The following is a 20,837-nucleotide window of genomic DNA, read 5'->3' as shown; positions in this document are numbered from 1 at the left end:
ATGTAGTAACAATACTATCAGATGCCGATCGTTTCACGGGCCGCGCGGCGGGAAATCCCTTATGTTTACGCGGCTGTGCCCATCGGTTACCATCTAAGCCCGTTTTTTTACTTAACTGAAAGCTACGCAAACTATGACTCAAGTCGCAAAAAAAATTCTGGTAACCTGCGCCCTGCCTTACGCTAACGGCTCAATTCATCTCGGCCACATGCTCGAGCATATCCAGGCGGACATTTGGGTGCGTTATCAGCGAATGCGTGGCAATCAGGTTTACTTCATCTGCGCCGATGACGCCCACGGCACGCCGATCATGCTGAAGGCTCAGCAGTTGGGCATTGCGCCGGAACAGATGATTGCTGAAATGAAACACGAGCACGAAACAGATTTTGCCGGTTTTAACATCAGCTATGATAACTATCACTCAACGCACGGCGACGAGAACCGTGAGCTGGCTGGGCTCATCTATGGTCGCCTGAAAGAGAACGGTTTCATTAAGAACCGCACGATTTCTCAGCTGTACGATCCGGAAAAAGGCATGTTCCTGCCTGACCGTTTCGTGAAAGGCACCTGCCCGAAATGTAAAACGCCTGACCAGTACGGCGACAATTGCGAGGTGTGCAGCGCGACCTACAGCCCGACCGAACTGATCGATCCGAAATCTGTGGTGTCCGGTGCAACCCCTGTGCTGCGTGATTCCGAGCACTTCTTCTTTGACCTGCCGTCGTTCAGCGAAATGCTGCGCGCCTGGACGCGTTCTGGCGCACTGCAGGAGCAGGTCGCCAATAAAATGCAGGAGTGGTTCGAATCCGGTCTGCAACAGTGGGATATCTCCCGTGATGCGCCGTACTTTGGCTTCGAAATTCCTGGCGCGCCGGGCAAATACTTCTACGTCTGGCTGGATGCGCCGATCGGCTATATGGGCGCGTTTAAGAACCTGTGTGACAAACGCGGCGACATCAGTTTTGACGAATTCTGGCAGCAGGATTCCACCACAGAGCTGTACCACTTCATTGGTAAAGACATCGTCTACTTCCACAGCCTGTTCTGGCCTGCCATGCTGGAAGGCAGCGGCTTCCGCAAACCCAACAACCTGTTTGTGCATGGCTATGTGACCGTAAATGGCGCAAAAATGTCGAAGTCGCGCGGAACCTTTATCAAAGCCAGTACCTGGTTACAGCATCTGGATGCCGACAGCCTGCGCTATTACTATGCGGCCAAGCTTTCTTCGCGTATTGATGACATCGACCTGAATCTGGAAGATTTTGTTCAGCGCGTCAACGCCGACATTGTGAACAAAGTGGTCAACCTGGCGTCACGTAATGCCGGTTTTATCACCAAACGCTTTGACGGCAAGCTGTCCGCAGAACTGGCCGATCCGGCGCTTTATCAAACCTTCCTGGACGCATCCGAAAAAATTGGCGAGGCCTGGGCAAGCCGTGAATTTGGCCGGGCGATTCGTGAAATTATGGCGCTGGCCGATCTGGCCAACCGTTATGTTGACGAGCAGGCACCGTGGGTGGTGGCGAAGCAGGAAGGCCGTGATGCCGATCTGCAGGCTATTTGCTCCATGGGCATTAACCTGTTCCGTGTGCTGATGACCTGGCTGAAGCCTGTGCTGCCGTCGCTGAGCGAGCGAGCCGAAGCTTTCCTGAACAGCGAACTCAGCTGGGACGCCATTCAGCAGCCGCTGCTCGACCATCAGGTTGCGCCGTTTAAAGCCCTGTATGGTCGCATTGAGATGGCGAAAGTCGAGGGCCTGATTGAAGCGTCGAAAGCCGACGCGGCTGAAGCCAGTAAACCGACGGTCAGCGGCCCACTGGCGGATGCGCCGATTGGCGATACCATCACGATTGATGACTTTGCCAAAGTTGATATGCGTGTGGCACTGATTGAGAAAGCGGAACTGGTGGACGGCTCAGACAAACTGCTGCGTCTGGAGTTGGATCTGGGCGGCGAGAAGCGCCAGATTTTCTCTGGTATCCGTGCAGCCTATCCTGACCCGGCCGTACTCGTTGGCAAAATGACCATTATCGTGGCGAACCTGGCACCACGTAAAATGCGCTTTGGCGTCTCGGAAGGCATGGTGCTGTCTGCGGGGCCGGGCGGCAAAGACCTGTTCGTGTTGTCTGTCGACAGTGGCGCAGTGCCGGGTATGCCCGTTAAATAAGGCGTTCGCCCTTCCTGCATCTGATGGCAGGAAGGGCCGTTCTGCCTTACGCTGACAGCTGGCACGCCAGATCGTCAGTGCGTAGGATCACGCTCGTTGGAAACAGGAGCCTGTCATGCACACCGTGCTAGCGATAAGTTGGCGTTATCTGCGCGCTTTTACCCTTCTCTATCTCTGTTTATATGCCGGAAACGGCGTAGCAAGGTTGCTGCCCATTACGCTGCCCGGCAGCATTATTGGCATGCTGATTTTGTTTACCCTGCTCGCGTCTCAGATCGTGCCGGTCCACTGGGTTAAGCCCGGTTGTCATCTTATTATTCGCTATATGGCGCTGCTGTTCGTTCCCATCAGCGTGGGCGTCATGAATTACACCGATCTGCTGACCGCGCAGTTTGGCCCTATCGTGGTCTCGTGTCTTGTCAGTACCTTCGCTGTCCTGAGCATCGTGGGGTTAAGCGCCCACAAGCTGCATTCGCGCGCGCCGACGAAAGAGGTGAAGGATGAGTGATATCTGGTGGTCATTGCCACTGACGCTGGGCGCATTTTTCCTGGCGCGCAGACTGGCTGCCGCGCTGAAGATTGCCCTGCTGAACCCCTTGCTGGTTTCGATGGCGATCATCATTCCCATCCTGCTGTTACTGCAACTGCCCTATACACGTTACTTTGCCGGAAGCCAGGTGCTTAATGACCTGCTACAGCCCGCCGTGGTCGCACTGGCGCTGCCGCTGTATGAGCAGATGCATCAAATTCGCGCCCGCTGGAAATCCATTATCGGCGTATGCCTGATCGGCAGCCTGACGGCAATGACCTCCGGCACAGCGATCGCCCTGTGGATGGGGGCAACGCCGGAAATCGCCGCCACGATTTTACCTAAATCCGTCACCACACCGATCGCGATGGCAGTATCCGGCTCTCTGCACGGCATTCCCGCTATCAGTGCGATTTGTGTGCTGATAGCCGGTGTGCTCGGTGCGGTATTTGGCCATATGGTGCTGAATCTGTTGGGCGTGAAAAGTAAAGCGGCACGCGGTCTGGCGATTGGTAATGCGTCCCATGCGCTGGGAACCGCCCGGGCGGCGGAACTGGACTTCCAGGAAGGGGCATTTAGTTCGCTGGCACTGGTGATCTGCGGCATCGTAACGTCGTTACTGGCACCCTTTGTTTTTCCGCTGCTACTGCACTGGTTTGGCTAAAACTTTGGGAGAGATCTCGCAAAGTTGAAAACTCTAAGACACGTTGCATTGTCAGAGCGACAGAGATCACATATAAACCGATGTCTGGCACATTGCCTGAAGATTGAATGAGGCTTCCATGCATCCACGTTTCCACTCTGCCTTTGAATTACTGCCGGCTCCCCTGCAAACCGCGCTTCGTCCGGTGCTGAGTGAGCCGGGATTTGACGCGATGCTGCGGGCCGATCAGGTCACCCTCCTGCAACAGCAAACCCAACTGGATGCGGACGCCCTCGCCCTGGCGCTGCTTCCGGTCGCGGCGGCCTGCGCGGTCGCCTCGCTGTCCCGTTTCAACGTCGGTGCCATTGCACGCGGGATAAGCGGTAACTGGTATTTCGGTGCCAATATGGAGTTTGCCGGTGCCACCATGCAGCAAACCGTGCATGCAGAACAAAGCGCCGTTACGCACGCCTGGCTGCGCGGCGAAGCGCGCCTGGAGACCATCACCGTCAACTACACGCCGTGCGGGCATTGCCGCCAGTTCATGAATGAGCTTAACAGCGGCACGGCGATGCGTATCAGCCTGCCCCAGCGCCCGGTGCAGACGTTAGCGCACTATCTGCCTGACGCTTTCGGTCCTGGCGACCTGCACATCACCGAACGGCTGATGGATAAGGTGGATCATGGCTTTGTTGTCACGGGCGATGCGCTGTCGCAGGCGGCCATTGACGCGGCCAACCAGAGTCATGCCCCTTACAGCCGCGCGTTCAGTGGCGTTGCAGTGCAAACCGCCTCAGGCCGTATTTTTAGCGGTCGCTATGCGGAAAATGCGGCCTTCAATCCCAGCCTGCCTCCGCTTCAGGCCGCACTGATTTTGCTGAACATGGCCGGCGAATCCTGCGAGGCGATTCAGGCAGCGGCGCTGGCCCAGCCCCGACAGCCTGCGTTAGATCAGTATTCAGCGACGCAGGCAACACTGCGCGCGCTGGGTTGCGACAACCTCAGCGTTATCGAGCTGGCGTAAAGCGTAATGCGGGGCACGGTTTTAAACAGTTTCTAAATCTTTTATTTACAAAAGCTGTACATCCGCGAGAAATTTCATAGGATCTGACGCCAGGCCTTCTTTATCAAAATAAACTGGCGTCCTCTACCCTCTTATTGCGCCAGGAACACTCGCAACCGGAGCATTACTGCATGGAACTCGAATACGAAAGTAAACGCCCGCTCTATATTCCCTACGCTGGCCCTATTCTGCTGGAATTTCCCCTGCTGAATAAGGGCAGCGCCTTCAGCATCGAAGAGCGTAACGAATTCAATCTCAACGGCTTACTGCCCGAAGCGGTCGAAACCATTGAAGAGCAGGCGAAACGCGCATGGCGTCAGTTTCAGGACTTCAAAAATAATAACGACAAGCACGTCTACCTGCGCAATATTCAGGACACCAACGAAACCCTGTTCTACCGTCTGCTGGACAATCATCTTGAAGAGATGATGCCAATTATTTATACGCCAACCGTCGGCGCAGCCTGCGAACACTTCTCTGAAATTTATCGCCGCGCCCGCGGTGTGTTCATCTCATATCCCAACCGTGAACACATCGAAGACATGCTGCAAAACGCCACCAAACAGAACGTTAAAGTCATCGTGGTGACCGACGGTGAGCGTATTCTGGGCCTGGGTGACCAGGGCATCGGCGGCATGGGTATTCCGATTGGTAAACTGTCGCTGTATACCGCGTGCGGCGGCATCAGTCCGGCTTACACCTTACCGGTGGTGCTGGATGTCGGTACCAATAACCAGCAACTGCTGAACGATCCGCTTTATATGGGCTGGCGTCACCCACGTATCACCGGCGAAGAGTACGATGAATTCGTTAATGAATTTATCCAGGCCGTGAAACGCCGCTGGCCGAAAGTGCTGCTGCAGTTTGAAGACTTTGCGCAGAAAAACGCAATGCCGCTGCTGGAGCGCTATCGCGATGAAGTGTGCTGCTTCAACGATGATATTCAGGGCACCGCTGCTGTCACCGTGGGCACTCTGATTGCCGCCAGTCGTGCTGCCGGAAGCCGTTTGTGCGAACAAAAAGTGGTGTTCCTGGGGGCAGGTTCAGCCGGCTGCGGTATCGCAGAGCAAATCATTGCGCAGATGAAGTCGGAAGGTCTGAGCGATGAAGAGGCGCGTAGCCGCGTAATGATGGTCGACCGCTTTGGCCTGCTCACTGATAAGTTGCCTAACCTGCTCGATTTCCAGAGCAAGCTGGTGCAGAAAAGCGACAACCTCAAAGACTGGGATACGGCCAGTGATGCGATTTCGCTGCTGGACGTAGTGCGCAACGCCAAACCCGATATTCTGATTGGGGTTTCAGGGCAGCCCGGACTGTTCACCGAAGAGATCATCCGCGAGATGCACAAGCACTGCAAACGTCCTATTGTGATGCCGCTCTCTAACCCCACCTCGCGCGTTGAAGCCACGCCAGCGGATATTATCGCCTGGACCGATGGTGCTGCACTGGTCGCGACCGGGAGCCCGTTCTCACCGGTTTCATGGAACGGTAAAACCTATCCGATCGCGCAGTGTAACAACTCCTATATCTTCCCGGGCATCGGTTTAGGGGTGATTGCCTCGGGCGCATCACGCGTAACCGATACCATGCTGATGACAGCCAGCCGCGCACTGGCAGACTGCTCGCCGCTGGTCAACGATGGTGAAGGGCCGGTACTGCCTGAAATCAAAGATATTCAGGGCGTGTCGAAAGTGATCGCAATGGAAGTAGGCAAAGCCGCGCAACTGGCGGGCGTTGCCGTGGTGACCTCGGAAGACGTGCTGTCACAGTCTATTTCGAATAACTTCTGGCTGCCGCAATACCGTCATTATCGCCGTACCTCGATCTAAAAAGGTCTGCGCTGGATCATCCTCCGATCCAGCGCTGCTTAAAATAGCACCAGCCAGACGGGGTAAACTTGCTTCGCGAGGGTTGCTCAAGTAGCCTTGTCCCACCAAAACCTCTCATCTCGAGTGCTCAGGCGCATGTTGAAACGCGTTTTCATTGCTCTGCTTTTCATCATCTTAACGATGGTGGCGACGGCGCTTGGCCTGGATCGCTGGATAAGCTGGAAAACCGCCCCCTATATTTACGACAATCTGGCCTCACTGCCCCATCGTCAGGTCGGTGTTGTGCTGGGCACGGCAAAATATTACCGCACCGGGGTGATTAATCAGTACTACCTGTACCGGATGCAGGGCGCGCTTAACGCCTATAACAGCGGCAAGATTAACTATTTACTGCTGAGCGGAGACAATGCGCAGCAGAGCTATAACGAACCCATGACCATGCGGCGCGATTTAATCAAAGGTGGCGTCGATCCGGCGGATATCGTACTGGATTACGCGGGCTTTCGGACGCTGGATTCCATTGTCCGCACGCGCAAGGTATTCGATACCAACGATTTTATTATCATCACCCAGCGCTTCCACTGTGAGCGGGCGCTGTTTATCGCCCTGCACCTTGGCATTCAGGCTCAGTGCTACGCTGTGCCCTCGCCGAAAAATATGCTGACAGTGCGCATGCGTGAGGTCGGTGCACGTCTTGGCGCGCTGGTAGATTTGTACCTCCTCAAGCGTGAACCGCGCTTCCTCGGGCCTCTGGTGCCCATTCCCGCCGTACATGATGTGCCGGAGGATGCGCAAAGCTATCCTGCTGTCACCCCTGAGCAACTGCTGGAACTGGAACAAAAACGCCATCAGTAAGCCGCCTTTGTCTGGCTGACAGCCCGCTGACCCTGGCGTGAAGATAGACTGTGAGAACGGATGATAACGCCGGCGCGGCAGGCTCCACCTTTCTGACAGGAGTGCATCGCCGACGCGTAGCATCCTTGCTATGGCGAAACAAGGCTTAGCGCGGGACTTTGCGATGGCGACAGGGCTTATCACGCATCGTTACCAAGGATGACGGTCAGTCCAGCGCGGCGGATTTGCTGCTTCTTTACCTTACTGACCTGCTGACCTACTGACCTGCTGACCTGCTGACCTGCTGACCTGCTGACCTGCTGACCTGCTGACCTGCTGACTCAGGATTTTGCGTCCACAGGACAGCTTTCTGTTCCTGATTAAAGTCAATTCGAACGCGCACTCTCATAGCGGGCATCCTGCTGGCTCGCCGTGAATCCGCGTTCTTTCCTGCTTCCGGGCGCAGGCTGGCGGCTTCCGTGCCATAAAAAAAGCGGCCCGCAGGCCGCTTAGCTTACATGATGACTTCTGCCGTTATTTTTTACGTGCGTACTTCAGCGAGTCGAGCGCCACAGCAAAAATAATGATGCCGCCCTTGATGATGTACTGCCAGTACGGGTTAATGCCGATATAGGTCAAGCCGTAGTTGATGACGGTGAAGATCAACACACCGGTCACGACACCGGCCACCGTTCCCACACCACCGGCAAAAGACACACCACCGACGACGCAGGCCGCGATAGCATCCAGCTCGTACATAAAGCCAAGGTTGTTCGTTGCCGAGCCGATACGGCCCGCTTCCAGCATGCCGCCGAAAGCATAGAACACGCCTGAAAGGGCATAAATCAGAATCAGGTTCAGGTTGACGTTTACGCCGGAGACTTTTGCCGCTTCCGGGTTACCACCGATGGCAAAAATGTTTTTACCGAAACGCGTTTTGTTCCACAGAATCCAGACGAACACGATCGCAATCACCGCATAGAAGGTGATGTAGGACAGCTTAAAATCCCCGAAACGCAGGAAGCCTTGCGTAAAGGTTGAGAAGCCGTCATAGAAGCCTGCAATTGGTGATGCTCCTACGAAGTCGTAATACAGCGAGTTGATACCGTAAACGATAATCATGGTACCCAACGTAGTGATAAACGGCGTCACTTTCAGATAAGCAATGATCACGCCGTTCACCAGGCCAATAACGGCACCAATCGCACAAACAATCAGGATCACCACAGGAATCGGTACGGTTTCCAGATGGGGGAACACTTTGTTTGGGTTATCCATAGCCTGCAGCAGCGAAGCGGCCACGATAGCGGCAAGGCCAACCTGACGACCGGCTGACAGGTCTGTCCCCTGAGTCACAATCAGTCCCGCAACGCCCAGCGCGATGATAATACGCACCGAGGATTGGGTCAGAATGTTACTCAGATTCATTAAACTTAAGAACGTCGGATCCTGGAAAATAATAATCGCCAGCAGTACCAGTAGCACGACATAAATGCCACCCTCTTTCAGCCAGGTTAGCGCATTCTTTTTTGTAGTCGCTTTCATGTTAACAGCCCTTACTTCATTAAAGGTGTAATGACGCTAAACGCAATATTTCGTTCTGCGTAGTCGTTTTTGTATCAACAATGCCAGCGACCAGACCGTTACTCATGACCAGAATACGATCGGTGATGCCTAACAGCTCTGGCATTTCGGAAGAGATAATAATGATGCCCTTTTCTTTTTTTGCCAGCTCAGCCATCAGCTGGTAAATCTCGAATTTGGCCCCCACATCAATACCGCGAGTGGGTTCATCGAGCATCAATATTTCGGGCTGCGTCAGCAACCAGCGTCCAATAATCACCTTCTGTTGGTTACCACCTGAAAGCGAACCAATTTGGGTGTGGTGGCCTGGCGTTTTTACCCGCATGGAGTCGATAACCCATTGGGTATCACTCTTCATACGCTTATTATCCAGCAGACCAATGTTGTTCTTATATTTTTTGATATTGGAGATGAGAGAATTAAAACCAATATCCAGAAACGCATAAATACCGGTAGAGCGACGTTCTTCCGTCACAAGAGCAAAGCCATGATTGATGGCTTCATTCGCCGTGTGATTATTAATCGTTTTACCGTGCAGTTTAATTGTGCCGCCCGATTTTTCGCGAATGCCAAACAGCGTTTCGACGATATCCGTACGTTTTGCACCGACCAACCCGGCAATACCGAGTATCTCCCCTTTACGCAAATCAAACGAAATATCACGAATAGAAGGCTGACGCAGAGAGGTTAAATTGCGCACCTCAAGAATGGTCTCGCCCGGCACATTAACGCGATCCGGGAAGCGCTGGCTTAATGAACGCCCCACCATCATGGCGATGATCTTATCCATGTCCAGCCCTTCGAGCGGCTGGGTTGCAATCCACTGACCGTCACGCAGAACCGTAATTTCATCACACAACTGGAAGATCTCTTCCATTTTATGTGAAATATAAACAATGCCGCAGCCGCGATCTTTCAGCTTACGGATAATCGTGAACAGATGATTAACTTCTTTTTCCGTCAACGAGGATGTCGGTTCATCCATGATCACGATTTTGGCGTCATAAGAAAACGCTTTGGCAATCTCAATCATCTGCATTTGCGAGACGGAGAGATGCGCGACTTTGTCACGGGGATCGATGTTAATATCCAGCTCGTCAAAAATCGCTTTGGTATCACGGTACATTTTTTCCTGATCGACAAAGAAGCCTTTGCGTGGATAACGCCCAAGCCACATGTTGTCCATCACGGTACGCTGTAATACCAGGTTTAATTCCTGGTGAACCATTGACACGCCATTTTCCAGCGCCTCTTTGGAGCTTTTAAAATCTATTTCCTGCCCTTGAAAAAGAATACTTCCGGTATCTTTTTTGTAGATACCAAATAAACATTTTAACAACGTTGATTTACCAGCGCCGTTCTCACCCATCAGTGCATGAACGGAGTGAGGCCGCACTTTTAAATTTACGTTGTCGAGAGCTTTAACGCCGGGAAATGATTTACTGACGTTGGTCATTTCCAGCAGATATTCGCGCTGCGCGGTCGTATTATCACTGGCCATAATTTACCTGGCTAAAAAACGGTGATGACATAAAAAAGGCGCAGCAGCCGCCGCGCCCGTTTGCACATAATTATTTCTGGAACTGAGACAGGTTTTCCTGATCAACCGGTACGTAGGGTACGCGTACGATCTTATCGACCATCTTGAAGTTGGTGCCTTCGGTGGCCGGTTTACCATCGGCAAGGTTCTTCGCCATATCGATGGTGGCTTTCGCCTGGTTTTCCGCATCGTTCAGCACCGTACCGGCCATCGCGCCAGATTTAACCAGCGCCAGCGCCTCAGGTAAGGCATCCACACCAAATACCGGGATAGAAGACATGTTGTGTGCCTTCAGCGCTTCAACAGCCCCCATCGCCATCGCATCGTTGTTCGCGATTACCACTTCGATTTTCTTGGCGTTAGGGCCTGACAGCCAGGCGTCCATTTTGTCTTTAGCCTGTGCGGTATCCCACATCGCCGTATCCATCGCTAACTGCTGGGTTTTCACGCCATCTTTGTTCAGCGTATCGATAACATATTTAGTACGCGCTTCGGCATCAGGATGGCCTGGTTCGCCTTTCAGCAGCACATACTGGATCACACCGTCTTTGTTCAGATCCCAGGCCGGGGTCGCTTTCCAGTGCTTCTCAATCAGTTTGCCCTGAATCACGCCAGACTCTTTCGAATCAGTACCGACATAGTAGGCTTTATCGTAGCTGGCCAGCACTTTGGCGTTAGGTTCTTTGTTGAAGAACACAACCGGGATATCGTTCGCACGGGCTTTCTGTACCACGACGGCCGCTGCAGCCGGGTCGACCAGGTTGATGGCTAACGCTTTCACGCCTTTTGCCATCAGCACGTCAATTTGATCGTTTTGTTTTGACTGATCGTTCTGCGAGTCATTCATCAGCAGTTGGATGCCGCCCAGCGTTTTGGCTTCTTTCTCGATGTCTTTACGTACCATCGACATAAAGTTGTCGTCGTACTTATAAATAGTCACGCCGATACGGGTATCAGCGGCGTGGGCTACTGCACCAAACATCATGCTGGCAACCAGTGCTGTGAGCGTGAAAACCTTCTTATTCATGGTATCTCCGGTTTTTCTGTAGGGTCTTTTTATGTTCTGCTGCGTCAAGCCGCGGAAGAACATCGGGTAAGAATTATCCGGCGAGGCAAGATGCGCTCTAAATCAGACTGAGCCACTGCTGTGCCGTGCCAAACTCGACTTCCATGTAGGTCAATGCGTCCGTAAAGCGTGTGTTATAAGCCTGAACCAACGATGCTGTCGGTGCCCTCAACGGGAGAGTGGCGTTACATAATGTTTCAGTACTGTAAGACGTTGCCATCATAGTGATAGCAATGTTAATTAACTGTGAATACAATCACAGATTGAAAACGGTTACATCGCGGAATCGCCTGAATTAGTGACGGACTCCACACTTTGCTTTTGCGCGACGGAATGGCGGCGAACGAGGGTGGGCATAAAGATATGTTTCGCCGTAGTGTCAAGACAGCCTGCCGCGCCCTGCAGGGCCAGTTCAGTGGCAAGTTTTGCCATAGAAACAATAGGATAACGGACTGTGGTAAGTTGAGGATCGGTGTACCGCGAAACCGGAATATCATCGAAGCCGACGACAGAAAAATGGTGCGGCACCTGAATGCCATTGTCTTTCAGAGCGGTAAGGGCACCGGCCGCCATACCATCGTTATAGGCGAAAATGGCGCTGAGATTCAGATTGCGTCCCAGCAGTTCCACCATTGCGGCTTCGCCCCCTTGCATATCCGGCTCTGCGCTGGCTATCCAGCTTTCCTGTGGGCGGATTCCCTGCTCTGCCATCGCCTGTAACCAGCCTTCACGCCGTTGATCCACATCTTCAATGGGATGACTGGAACAGAGATAGCCGATGCGGGAATGCCCCTGTTGCAGCAGCATGCGTGAGGCCATTAACGCCCCGGTCACATTATCCAGACTGACGCAACGGGCCTCATAACCCGGTATGCTGCGGTTGATAACCACCATACCTGGCACCTGACTCATAAAGCCCGCCAGCTCTGCGTCTGAAAGCGTTTTCGCATGGACAACCAGCGCATTGCACCGTTGCCGTATCAACACTTCGATAGCGTGACGCTCTTTTTCTTCCTGATGCCAGGAGTTGCTGATCAGTACATGTTTCTGGACGCGCTGTGCCACGGTGTCCACCGCTTTGACCAGCGCGCCAAAAAAGGGATCGGAGACATCCATGACGACGACGCCGATCGTATCGCTCACCTGGGTTGCCAGCGCCTGAGCATTGGCATTTGGGCGATAGCCCAGAGCGTCAACCGCCTGTAACACGACGTCACGTGTTTCAGCGGTGACCGCGCTGCTGTTATTTAGTACGCGCGAGACAGTCGCTACGGACACGCCCGCCTGACGCGCAACATCTCGAATGGTTATCATGCAGCACTTCCAGAGAGAAAAGGCATTACGCCGGTTATGGCACCGGCGCTATTCTGTCAGGGAAGTGCACGGGACAGCGTGAATTGCGTCACATCAATGAAAACGGTTACATACAATTCTGCAACCTTTGTGATGACCGTCATTATCTTTCTGAGGATGACGTGGGGTGCGGCGTGGCAAGAAAGCGTGTCAGACGACGCCAGATCCATTCCACCGGCCCCTGCGGGAAATAGCGTAGCCACAGCACGGAAAACAGCAGGTTAATACACCATATGCCTGGCACCATCATGACCAGTTGCCCGCGCGTAAAGTGCATAAAAAGCCCGAAGCGGTAGAACAGCGTAGTGCCGATCAGGGACTGCAGCAGATAGTTACTGAGCGCCATACGGCCCACGCACTGGATAGCATAACTCATCCGCCAGCGCTGAATGGCTGGCCAAAATCCAAAGCAGAGTGCGGCATAGCCGATACTGATTAACGGGCTGGCAAGATCACGCGGCAGTTGTAAATAGAACGCACTCCAGCGTGCATCCCAGTCCACAAACCATTGCGCGGCCACACCTGCCGTCGCTATCCCCAGCCCAATCGGCAGTAACATCCGCGCAACGCGCCGGTAATGGGACACGGGAAACGTTCCTTTCAGCCAGCCGCTACGTAACAAGGCCGCGCCCAGCAGCATCAGTCCGGCCAGTTGCCAGCCATACTGCGCCACCAGTGCCATTAAACTGGAGGAGAGGTTATCCAGGCGGATGCGTACCGCCGCCAGCCCGCTGTTGACCTTCCAGAACTGTTCATACTGAATGTCTGCGGCGCCGGGCAACCACGAGCGTGACGGCTCGGCGCTGCTAATCAGGGCAAAGATCAGCAACAGCGCACAGCCCACCAGATAAAGTAAAATCCCGGTATTGATTAGCCCACGCGTGGACGGCGCATCGCGCAGCATCCGCCAGACGATCAGGCCGATAATGCCGTAATCCAGCAGGATATCGCCTTCCCAGATAAAAATGCTGTGAAGAAACCCCAGCAGCACCAGTAATGACAGACGGGCGGACAGCCAGCGACTTCCGCGCGGCAGTTGCAGTTGCAACCCCGCGCCAAACAGCAGCGCAAAGAGCGTCAGAAATTTAAGCTGCGCGAAGATATCGGACAGCGCCCATGTCCAGGCATCAGACAAGGTGACGCTGCCCTGCCAGGCAGGATTGAGATAGGCCGCAGAAGGTAAGCCAAAACCAATAATATTCAGCAACAGGATGCCGAGAATGGCACAGCCGCGAATAAAATCCAGCGCAAGGTAGCGTTGCATAGCGGCTCCTGACGGACCCGGCAGGCGCATCTGCGCCCACCTGTCGATATTAACTGTGACGCACCGCGCGCAGAAATTCCTGACGGGTATTCTGGCTGGATTTAAACAGACCGCCCAGGGAAGTGGTCGTGGTGGCACTGGTGGCATCTTTCACACCGCGTGCTTTTACACAGTAGTGGACGGCATCAATGGAAACAGCAACGTTATTGGTGCCTAACAATGTTTGCAGCGCCAGCAGCACCTGCTGAGTCAGACGCTCCTGCACCTGAGGTCGCTGGGCAAAAAACTGCACGATGCGGTTAATTTTGGACAAACCAATCACTTTGTCTTTGGGAATATAGGCGACGGTGGCTTTGCCATCGATAATCACAAAGTGATGTTCACAGGTGCTGGTCAGCGTAATGTCGCGTACCGTGACCATCTCGTCCACCTTCATCTTGTTTTCGATAAGGGTGATTTTGGGGAAATTGGCGTAATCGAGACCGGAAAAGACCTCATCGACATACATTTTGGCAATGCGGTGCGGGGTTTCCATCAGGCTGTCATCTTCAAGATCCAGATTCAGCAGCTGCATGATTTCCGTCATATGGCCTGCAATCAGGCTTTTGCGCGTTTCATCGTCCATTTCACGCGTAGGTGCACGCAGCGGCGTTTCCAGCCCACGCGCCAGCAGCGCTTCGTGAACCAGTGCAGCTTCCTGACTTAAGGTACTCATCTTACTCTTCTCCGGCAGGTGTTGCGCCCGCAGTCTGTTACCTGCGGGTCATATTACTGAGCGCGTATTGTGAGACTTTCTGTGCAGGGAATCCAGCAATCAATCTGATTGGAGATGAAAGCTTTTCACGCGACCCGCCGCCACACTAACAGGCCCGCCCAGACCAGACTGGCGCCTGCTACCCATAACGCAGGCTCAAGGTGGTGCAGAAACAGGGTTGAAAGTGAGGAAAGTAAGGGGCCAGCCAGTTGCCCAATCGCATAGCCGGTGGTCAGTAAGCCCGCCATATAGCGCGTATGCTGCGGAGCCAGTTCACGCGCGCAAAGCAGCGACAACTGCACGACACTCAAAAAGCCCCCGCCCACCAGCAGCGCACCGAGTAACAAACCACCGAAACCCGGCAACAAGGCGGCCGCCAGCACGCCCAGCGCCTGGGCCCAGAGCGTGATGGCCAGGCGGACATGCGCCTGGCCCATTCGACGCGTCACAATACCGATGACGATGCCCAGCATCGCCGCCCCGCCAAATACCGGCCAGACCAGCTGCGCCAGCGCACTGCCCGGAAAACGGGCTGCCGCCATTTGCGACAAAAAGGTGGCAGGCAAAATATAGCCAAACCCCGCCAGGCTGTAGCTCAGAACCAGCCGCCGCAGGTTGGGCGTCAGCGTCAGCGGCGCTGGTACCTGCCCTGCCCGGTGCAGCGCCCCCGTACGCGGCAGGTTGCGGCAGATGGCCGCCACCAGCACGGCGGCCAGCACAGCGTAAATGCCCCACGCCAGTGTCACAGAGACCTGTAAACTGTGTAAGATGACCGCCAGCAGGCCGCTGATGAAAATGCCAGCGCCGGGACCGGCAAAGACCGCCGCCGACAGACCAGGACGACCGTGATGATGCAGTTGCTCATTGCTCCACGCGGCCACCAGCACCATGGCCCAGCCGCTGGCCCAGCCAATCACAAAGCGAATGATCCCGTGCAGCCAGGGGCCCCCGGCACAGGCTGACAACGCGGTTAACACCACCGCGCCCCAAACCCCCAGATGCAGCCGCCACTCCACACGCTGCTGCGCGCGCATCGCGTCAAAGGAGCCGCACAGGTAACCCAGATAGTTTAATGCTGCGACCACACTGGCACTGGTCAGGGTTAACTGATCAGCCTGAATCAGTAAAGGCACCTGGGGCGTAAACGCAAAACGGCCGATGCCCATGACGACAAACAAGGTCAAAAACGCACTTATCGCGACGCGAAATGCCATTGGGCACCTCAGTTTTTTAAATTGAAACTTGCGTACAGCATGAACGATGCTTAGAATCACGAAAAGTGAATAATCTTAACTAACTTGTTTACAGGAAGAGAACACATGGATTTAGTCCAGCTACGTATGTTCTGTTCCGTGGCAGAGAGTGGTTCTCTTGCCCGTGCTGCGGAACAACTGCATCGGGTGCCTTCTAACCTCACCACGCGCCTGCGCCAGTTGGAAGAGGAACTGGGTGCCGATCTGTTCATTCGGGAAAAACAGCGCATTCGCTTATCCCCGATGGGCCATAACTTTCTTAACTATGCGCAGCGCATTCTGGCCTTGAGCGATGAAGCCTTAAGTATGGCGCGCACCGGTAAGCCTGGCGGGAATTTTGCGCTGGGCTCGATGGAAAGTACGGCGGCAACGCGCCTGCCTGGCCTGCTGGCTGCCTATCATCAGCGTTTTCCGGCGGTCGCCTTATCGCTGATCACCGGCACCTCCGGTGAAATTATCGATCGGGTTCGCGAAGGAACACTGGCCGCGGCGTTGGTCGACGGGCCGGTTCAGCACGACGATCTGAATGGCTGTATTGCGTTCCGTGAAGAGATGGTGCTCATCACTGACCTTGACCACATCCCGGTGACGAGCGCACGCGATACTCAGGAAGATACGTTGTTTGCGTTCCGCAACAGCTGCTCTTACCGGGTGAAACTGGAAGCCTGGTATCGCGACAGCCAGGCCGCGCCAGACAGCGTCATGGAGATTCAGTCTTATCATGCCATGCTGGCCTGTGTCGCAGGCGGTGCAGGTGTGGCGATGATTCCGGCGTCGGTCCTGAAACAGATGCCAGAGCGCGCACGGGTTCAGGTACACAGCCTGCCAGCGAAGTATCGTGATACTGCGACCTGGCTGATGTGGCGACGGGACGCCTTCACGCCCAATGTTGAGGCACTCAAGTACCTCATTATCGAACAGTTTCACGATCGTCCGCTCAACGATGAGCTGATGCATCCTTTACAGGCGGCGGAATAAGATTTCCGCGCTATTTTTAATGAATCACGACCATCCAGACGCCATAACGCGTCACAATCTGACTGGAAGAGGGATTGCATGAACATGATCAAAACCCGTGCCGCTGTCGCCTGGGCCGCTGGCGAACCACTGAAAATTGAAGAAGTGGATTTAATGCCGCCGCAAAAAGGGGAAGTGCTGGTCCGTATCGTTGCCACTGGCGTTTGTCATACGGATGCTTATACGCTGTCAGGTAGCGATCCGGAAGGCGTGTTCCCGGCGATTCTGGGTCACGAAGGCGGCGGTATCGTTGAAGCGGTCGGCGAAGGCGTCACCAGCGTGGAAGTGGGCGATCATGTTATCCCGCTTTACACGCCGGAATGTGGTAAATGTAAGTTCTGTCTGTCAGGCAAAACCAATCTGTGCCAGGCCATCCGCACCACACAAGGTAAAGGCCTGATGCCTGACGGCACGACGCGTTTCTTTAAAGACGGTAAACCCATTTTTCACTATATGGGCACGTCAACCTTCTCCGAATATACCGTCGTCCCGGAAATCTCTCTGGCTAAAATCAGTAAAGAAGCGCCACTGGAAGAAGTGTGCCTGCTGGGCTGCGGCGTAACCACCGGTATGGGCGCGGTGATGAACACCGCTAAAGTTAAAGAAGGCGATACCGTTGCCATCTTTGGTCTGGGCGGCATTGGTTTGTCAGCGATTATCGGCGCGAAAATGGCGAAGGCCGGCCGCATCATTGGTATTGATATCAATACCAGCAAATTCGACCTGGCCCGTAAACTTGGTGCGACCGATCTGATCAACCCTAAGGATTACGATAAACCTATCCAGGACGTGATTGTTGAACTCACCGACGGCGGCGTGGATTTCTCCTTTGAATGTATCGGTAACGTCAACGTGATGCGTTCTGCCCTGGAGTGCTGCCATAAAGGCTGGGGCGAGTCGGTGATCATCGGCGTCGCCGGTGCAGGCCAGGAAATCTCTACGCGTCCGTTCCAGTTAGTCACAGGGCGCGTCTGGCGTGGCTCTGCGTTTGGTGGCGTAAAAGGTCGCTCGCAGCTGCCTGGGATTGTGCAGGATTACCTCGATGGTAAATTTGCGTTGAACGACTTCATTACGCATACCATGCCGCTGGAAGAGATAAACGACGCCTTTGATTTGATGCACGAAGGGAAGTCGATCCGCTCCGTCGTTCACTTCAATAAGTAATCGGGGGCGCTATGACATCTTCTCTTGAGTTACTGGAAGAACACCGTATTTTTGGCGGCTGGCAGCAGCGCTGGCGTCATCCCTCTCAGGTGCTGAACTGCCCGATGACGTTCAGCATCTATTTGCCCCGTCCGCGCGGGGATTCGCCCCCGCCGGTGGTGTGGTTTCTGGCAGGCCTGACCTGCAATGACGAAAACTTTACCACCAAAGCGGGTGCGCAGCGCGTCGCCGCTGAACTGGGGCTGGTGCTGATCATGCCCGATACCAGCCCGCGCGGTGAGGCGGTGGCCAATGACGAGGGCTATGATCTGGGCCAGGGCGCGGGCTTTTATCTCAATGCGACGCAGCAGCCCTGGGCGAGCCACTATCGGATGTTCGACTACCTTAGTGAGGAGCTGCCTGCGCTGATTGCCGATAACTTTAAGGTCAGTGAACGTCAGTCGATCATGGGGCACTCTATGGGCGGACACGGCGCGCTGATGCTGGCGTTACGCCTGGCAAACCGCTTTGCCTCCGCCTCCGCCTTTGCGCCCATTGTGAATCCCGCCGATGTGCCCTGGGGACAAAAGGCGTTCACCGCTTATCTGGGAGAGGATCGCCAGGCCTGGCGGGCATACGACAGCTGTCAGCTGATGCGCGAGGTTCAGCATCGCCTGCCGTTATTGATCGATCAGGGCGACAGCGATCAGTTTTTGGCGGATCAGCTTCAGCCGGAGCGATTAGAGGCAGTGGCGCAGGAGATGGATTTCCCGTTAACTCTGCGTATTCAGCCAGGCTACGATCACAGTTACTTCTTTATCGCCAGCTTCGTGGAAGATCATCTGCGCTTTCATGCGCAGCACTTGTTGGTGGGATAACACAACCGGGGATGGCCTGCGCCATCCCCGTTTTTTTACATCAGCCCTTCCCGGACTAATCCGTCAATCATGACCTGCGGCATTCCGCGGGAACAGTGCTCAATGCGGCCCTGCACGCCATAAACCTGCGCCAGCGTAGTGGGCGTGATCACGCTATCCGGTGCGCCTTCTGCGATTAACCGTCCCGCTTTGAGCATCAGCGCATGCTGCGCGTGACGTAAAGCGATATTGATATCGTGGACCACGACCACCGTCACCATATTGCGTAGCGCCGTCTCACGCCGCACTAAATCCATAACGTGGAACTGGTAGTTTAAATCCAGCGCACTCAGCGGTTCATCCAGCAGTAACAGCGCAGGCCGGCGAATCAACGACTGGGCCAGGCCAACAAGCTGCTTTTGTCCACCCGAGAGCTGATCCAGATACCGCATAGCCAGATGGGCAATGCCCAGTTGATCCAGCAGTCTCATGACATCGGCTTCACTGGCGGGACTGTGCAGGCCCGATGACGCACGCTGCGCGACGATAATGGACTCCAGCACATGCAGATGCACCCCCGCGGGCAACGATTGCGGCAGGTACACAACCTGTCTGGCCCGGCGGGCAAACGGCTGAGTCATCAGATCTTCGCCGTTTAACCACAGTTCGCCCTGCCCTTTATTCAGCCCGGCCAGCGCACGCAGTAAGGTGGATTTACCGCAGCCGTTCGGTCCCAGCAGGACCGTGATTTCGCCACGCGGTAACGGCTCGACGTGGAGGTTATCAATGACCTGACGTTTAGGATAACCGGTGGTGAAGCCGCGCAGGCGTAATCCCTGTTTCATTACACATGCCCTCGGTGACGCAAAATGATACTCAGGAAAAACGGCACCCCAATGAGCGAGGTCACTATCCCGACCGGGATGATGGCTCCGGGAATCAGGTTTTTGGAAGCCACTGAGGCCAGCGACAGCACAAGGGCACCGGTCAGCGCACTGGCCGGTAGATAGAAGCGATGATCTTCGCCAAACATCATACGGGCGATGTGCGGTGCGACCAGGCCAATAAAACCAATCGGGCCGACAAAGGCGACCGCTAAGGCGGATAGCACACTAATACGCAGCAAAGTCGCCAGGCGCAGACGGCGCACGTCGATACCAAAACTCACGGCCCGGTCTTCCCCCAGGCGCAGTGCGGTCAGTTTCCAGCTACTGAGCAGGGAAAACGGCACCAACAGCACAAAAGCCGCGCTCAGTACGCCCAGTTTTTCCCAGGACGCACGCGCCAGGCTGCCCATGGTCCAGAACACCAGCCCCTGTAACGTATCTTCACTGGCGATAAACTGCATCATCGACACCAGCGCATTAAAGGTAAACACCAGGGCAATACCAAATAACACCACGCCAGATGACGAGACCTGCGTCCAGCGCGTAATGCCGTCCAGCATTAAGGCGGCCAGCAGGGCAAAGATAAACGCATTGGCTGAGATAAACCACTGACCGGAGATCCCCGGAATCCCTACACCTAAAATAATGGCCAGTGCGGCGCCGAACGCCGCCGCCGAGGAAACGCCCAGCGTAAACGGACTGGCAAGCGGGTTATTAAGGATGGTTTGCATTTCTGCGCCGGCAAGGCCCAGTGCAAGGCCGACCACGATGGCCATGAGCGCATAAGGCAGGCGGATATCCCAGACAATGACGCGCGTGCCTGCATCAACGCTCTCGGGTGAGAGCAGCGTGTGCCACAACGTCGATAGCGAAAGTCCGGCCGGGCCGAGCGTAAAGTCCAGAACCAGTGACGCAAGGATCGCCACCAGCAACGCCCCTATCCATAACAGGCGACGGCGCAAAACCTGATGATAATTTTTCAGTATGGGCTGATGGCCTGCTTCAGCACCAATCAACGAGGATTCCGTTGTCATGGTTCAATCCAGTAATGGCT

General features: G+C 54.8%; 18 protein-coding genes. 9 read left to right on the top strand and 9 right to left on the bottom strand.

The features are described from left to right. Positions 1-133: 133 nt before the first annotated feature. From metG to sanA, 6 genes are all read left to right on the top strand, one after another. Positions 134-2,167 (top strand): methionine--tRNA ligase, encoded by a 2,034-nt coding sequence (metG, locus tag RAC60_RS08300; protein WP_375093306.1) that lies wholly within the window; start codon positions 134-136, stop codon positions 2,165-2,167. Between the two features lie 115 nt (positions 2,168-2,282). Continuing rightward, positions 2,283-2,675 (top strand): CidA/LrgA family protein, encoded by a 393-nt coding sequence (locus RAC60_RS08295; protein WP_033740547.1) that lies wholly within the window; start codon positions 2,283-2,285, stop codon positions 2,673-2,675. Then, positions 2,668-3,360: a CidB/LrgB family autolysis modulator gene (locus tag RAC60_RS08290; protein WP_033740549.1), complete on the top strand. Its 693-nt coding sequence runs from the start codon at positions 2,668-2,670 to the stop codon at positions 3,358-3,360. The genes RAC60_RS08295 and RAC60_RS08290 overlap by 8 nt, the downstream gene beginning before the upstream one ends. A 118-nt stretch (positions 3,361-3,478) precedes the next feature. After that, positions 3,479-4,363: a cytidine deaminase gene (cdd, locus tag RAC60_RS08285; protein ID WP_375093304.1), complete on the top strand. Its 885-nt coding sequence runs from the start codon at positions 3,479-3,481 to the stop codon at positions 4,361-4,363. A gap of 170 nt (positions 4,364-4,533) precedes the next feature. Beyond that, the gene (locus RAC60_RS08280) at positions 4,534-6,231 is read left to right on the top strand and encodes an NAD-dependent malic enzyme (RefSeq protein ID WP_006119924.1); all 1,698 of its coding nucleotides are present in this window, start codon (positions 4,534-4,536) and stop codon (positions 6,229-6,231) included. Between the two features lie 135 nt (positions 6,232-6,366). After that, positions 6,367-7,086: an outer membrane permeability protein SanA gene (gene sanA / locus RAC60_RS08275; RefSeq protein WP_006119925.1), complete on the top strand. Its 720-nt coding sequence runs from the start codon at positions 6,367-6,369 to the stop codon at positions 7,084-7,086. A 513-nt stretch (positions 7,087-7,599) separates the two neighbouring features. On the opposite strand, the gene mglC is transcribed toward sanA, so the two are convergent. The 7 genes from mglC to RAC60_RS08240 all read right to left on the bottom strand — a co-directional run bounded on the left by mglC (position 7,600) and on the right by RAC60_RS08240 (position 15,840). Further along, complete coding sequence (gene mglC, locus RAC60_RS08270; RefSeq protein WP_006119926.1) at positions 7,600-8,610, bottom strand: galactose/methyl galactoside ABC transporter permease MglC; 1,011 nt, start codon at positions 8,608-8,610, stop codon at positions 7,600-7,602. A 19-nt stretch (positions 8,611-8,629) separates the two neighbouring features. Next, positions 8,630-10,150, bottom strand: coding sequence for a galactose/methyl galactoside ABC transporter ATP-binding protein MglA (mglA, locus tag RAC60_RS08265; RefSeq protein WP_006119927.1), 1,521 nt, complete (start codon positions 10,148-10,150; stop codon positions 8,630-8,632). A 70-nt stretch (positions 10,151-10,220) separates the two neighbouring features. Then, a complete protein-coding gene (gene mglB / locus RAC60_RS08260; protein ID WP_033740552.1) occupies positions 10,221-11,216 on the bottom strand; it encodes a galactose/glucose ABC transporter substrate-binding protein MglB in 996 nt (331 codons plus the stop codon). A gap of 312 nt (positions 11,217-11,528) precedes the next feature. Then, positions 11,529-12,569, bottom strand: a complete 1,041-nt coding sequence (gene galS / locus RAC60_RS08255; protein WP_110268213.1) for an HTH-type transcriptional regulator GalS — start codon at positions 12,567-12,569, stop codon at positions 11,529-11,531. A gap of 142 nt (positions 12,570-12,711) precedes the next feature. Continuing rightward, a complete protein-coding gene (yeiB, locus tag RAC60_RS08250; protein ID WP_375093299.1) occupies positions 12,712-13,872 on the bottom strand; it encodes a DUF418 domain-containing protein YeiB in 1,161 nt (386 codons plus the stop codon). A gap of 49 nt (positions 13,873-13,921) precedes the next feature. Further along, entirely contained in the window at positions 13,922-14,587 is a 666-nt protein-coding gene (gene folE, locus RAC60_RS08245) for a GTP cyclohydrolase I FolE (RefSeq protein WP_006119934.1), read from the bottom strand. Positions 14,588-14,712: 125 nt separating this feature from the next. Continuing rightward, positions 14,713-15,840 carry a YbfB/YjiJ family MFS transporter gene (locus tag RAC60_RS08240; protein WP_039338160.1) on the bottom strand — a complete coding sequence of 376 codons (1,128 nt, stop codon included), beginning with the start codon at positions 15,838-15,840 and terminating at the stop codon, positions 14,713-14,715. Between the two features lie 105 nt (positions 15,841-15,945). On the opposite strand from RAC60_RS08240, the gene RAC60_RS08235 reads away from it, so the two are divergent. The 3 genes from RAC60_RS08235 (at position 15,946) to fghA (ending at position 18,917) form a co-directional block, all read left to right on the top strand. Further along, a complete protein-coding gene (locus RAC60_RS08235; protein WP_039338161.1) occupies positions 15,946-16,857 on the top strand; it encodes a LysR family transcriptional regulator in 912 nt (303 codons plus the stop codon). 78 nt (positions 16,858-16,935) lie between these two features. Next, positions 16,936-18,060, top strand: coding sequence for an S-(hydroxymethyl)glutathione dehydrogenase/class III alcohol dehydrogenase (locus RAC60_RS08230; RefSeq protein ID WP_033740561.1), 1,125 nt, complete (start codon positions 16,936-16,938; stop codon positions 18,058-18,060). 11 nt (positions 18,061-18,071) lie between these two features. Continuing rightward, a complete protein-coding gene (fghA, locus tag RAC60_RS08225) occupies positions 18,072-18,917 on the top strand; it encodes an S-formylglutathione hydrolase (RefSeq protein ID WP_006119939.1) in 846 nt (281 codons plus the stop codon). A gap of 35 nt (positions 18,918-18,952) precedes the next feature. On the opposite strand, the gene RAC60_RS08220 is transcribed toward fghA, so the two are convergent. Beyond that, positions 18,953-19,741: an ABC transporter ATP-binding protein gene (locus tag RAC60_RS08220; RefSeq protein ID WP_054633449.1), complete on the bottom strand. Its 789-nt coding sequence runs from the start codon at positions 19,739-19,741 to the stop codon at positions 18,953-18,955. Further along, a complete protein-coding gene (locus RAC60_RS08215; protein WP_006119941.1) occupies positions 19,741-20,817 on the bottom strand; it encodes an iron ABC transporter permease in 1,077 nt (358 codons plus the stop codon). The genes RAC60_RS08220 and RAC60_RS08215 overlap by 1 nt, the downstream gene beginning before the upstream one ends. Between the last annotated feature and the right edge of the window lie 20 nt (positions 20,818-20,837).

It is taken from the genome of Pantoea sp. BR_17 (genome assembly GCF_041955125.1).
GTDB classification, from domain to species: domain Bacteria; phylum Pseudomonadota; class Gammaproteobacteria; order Enterobacterales; family Enterobacteriaceae; genus Pantoea; species Pantoea stewartii.
Note: the sequence above shows the minus strand (reverse complement) of the source record. Positions and strands in the feature narration are given on the sequence as shown.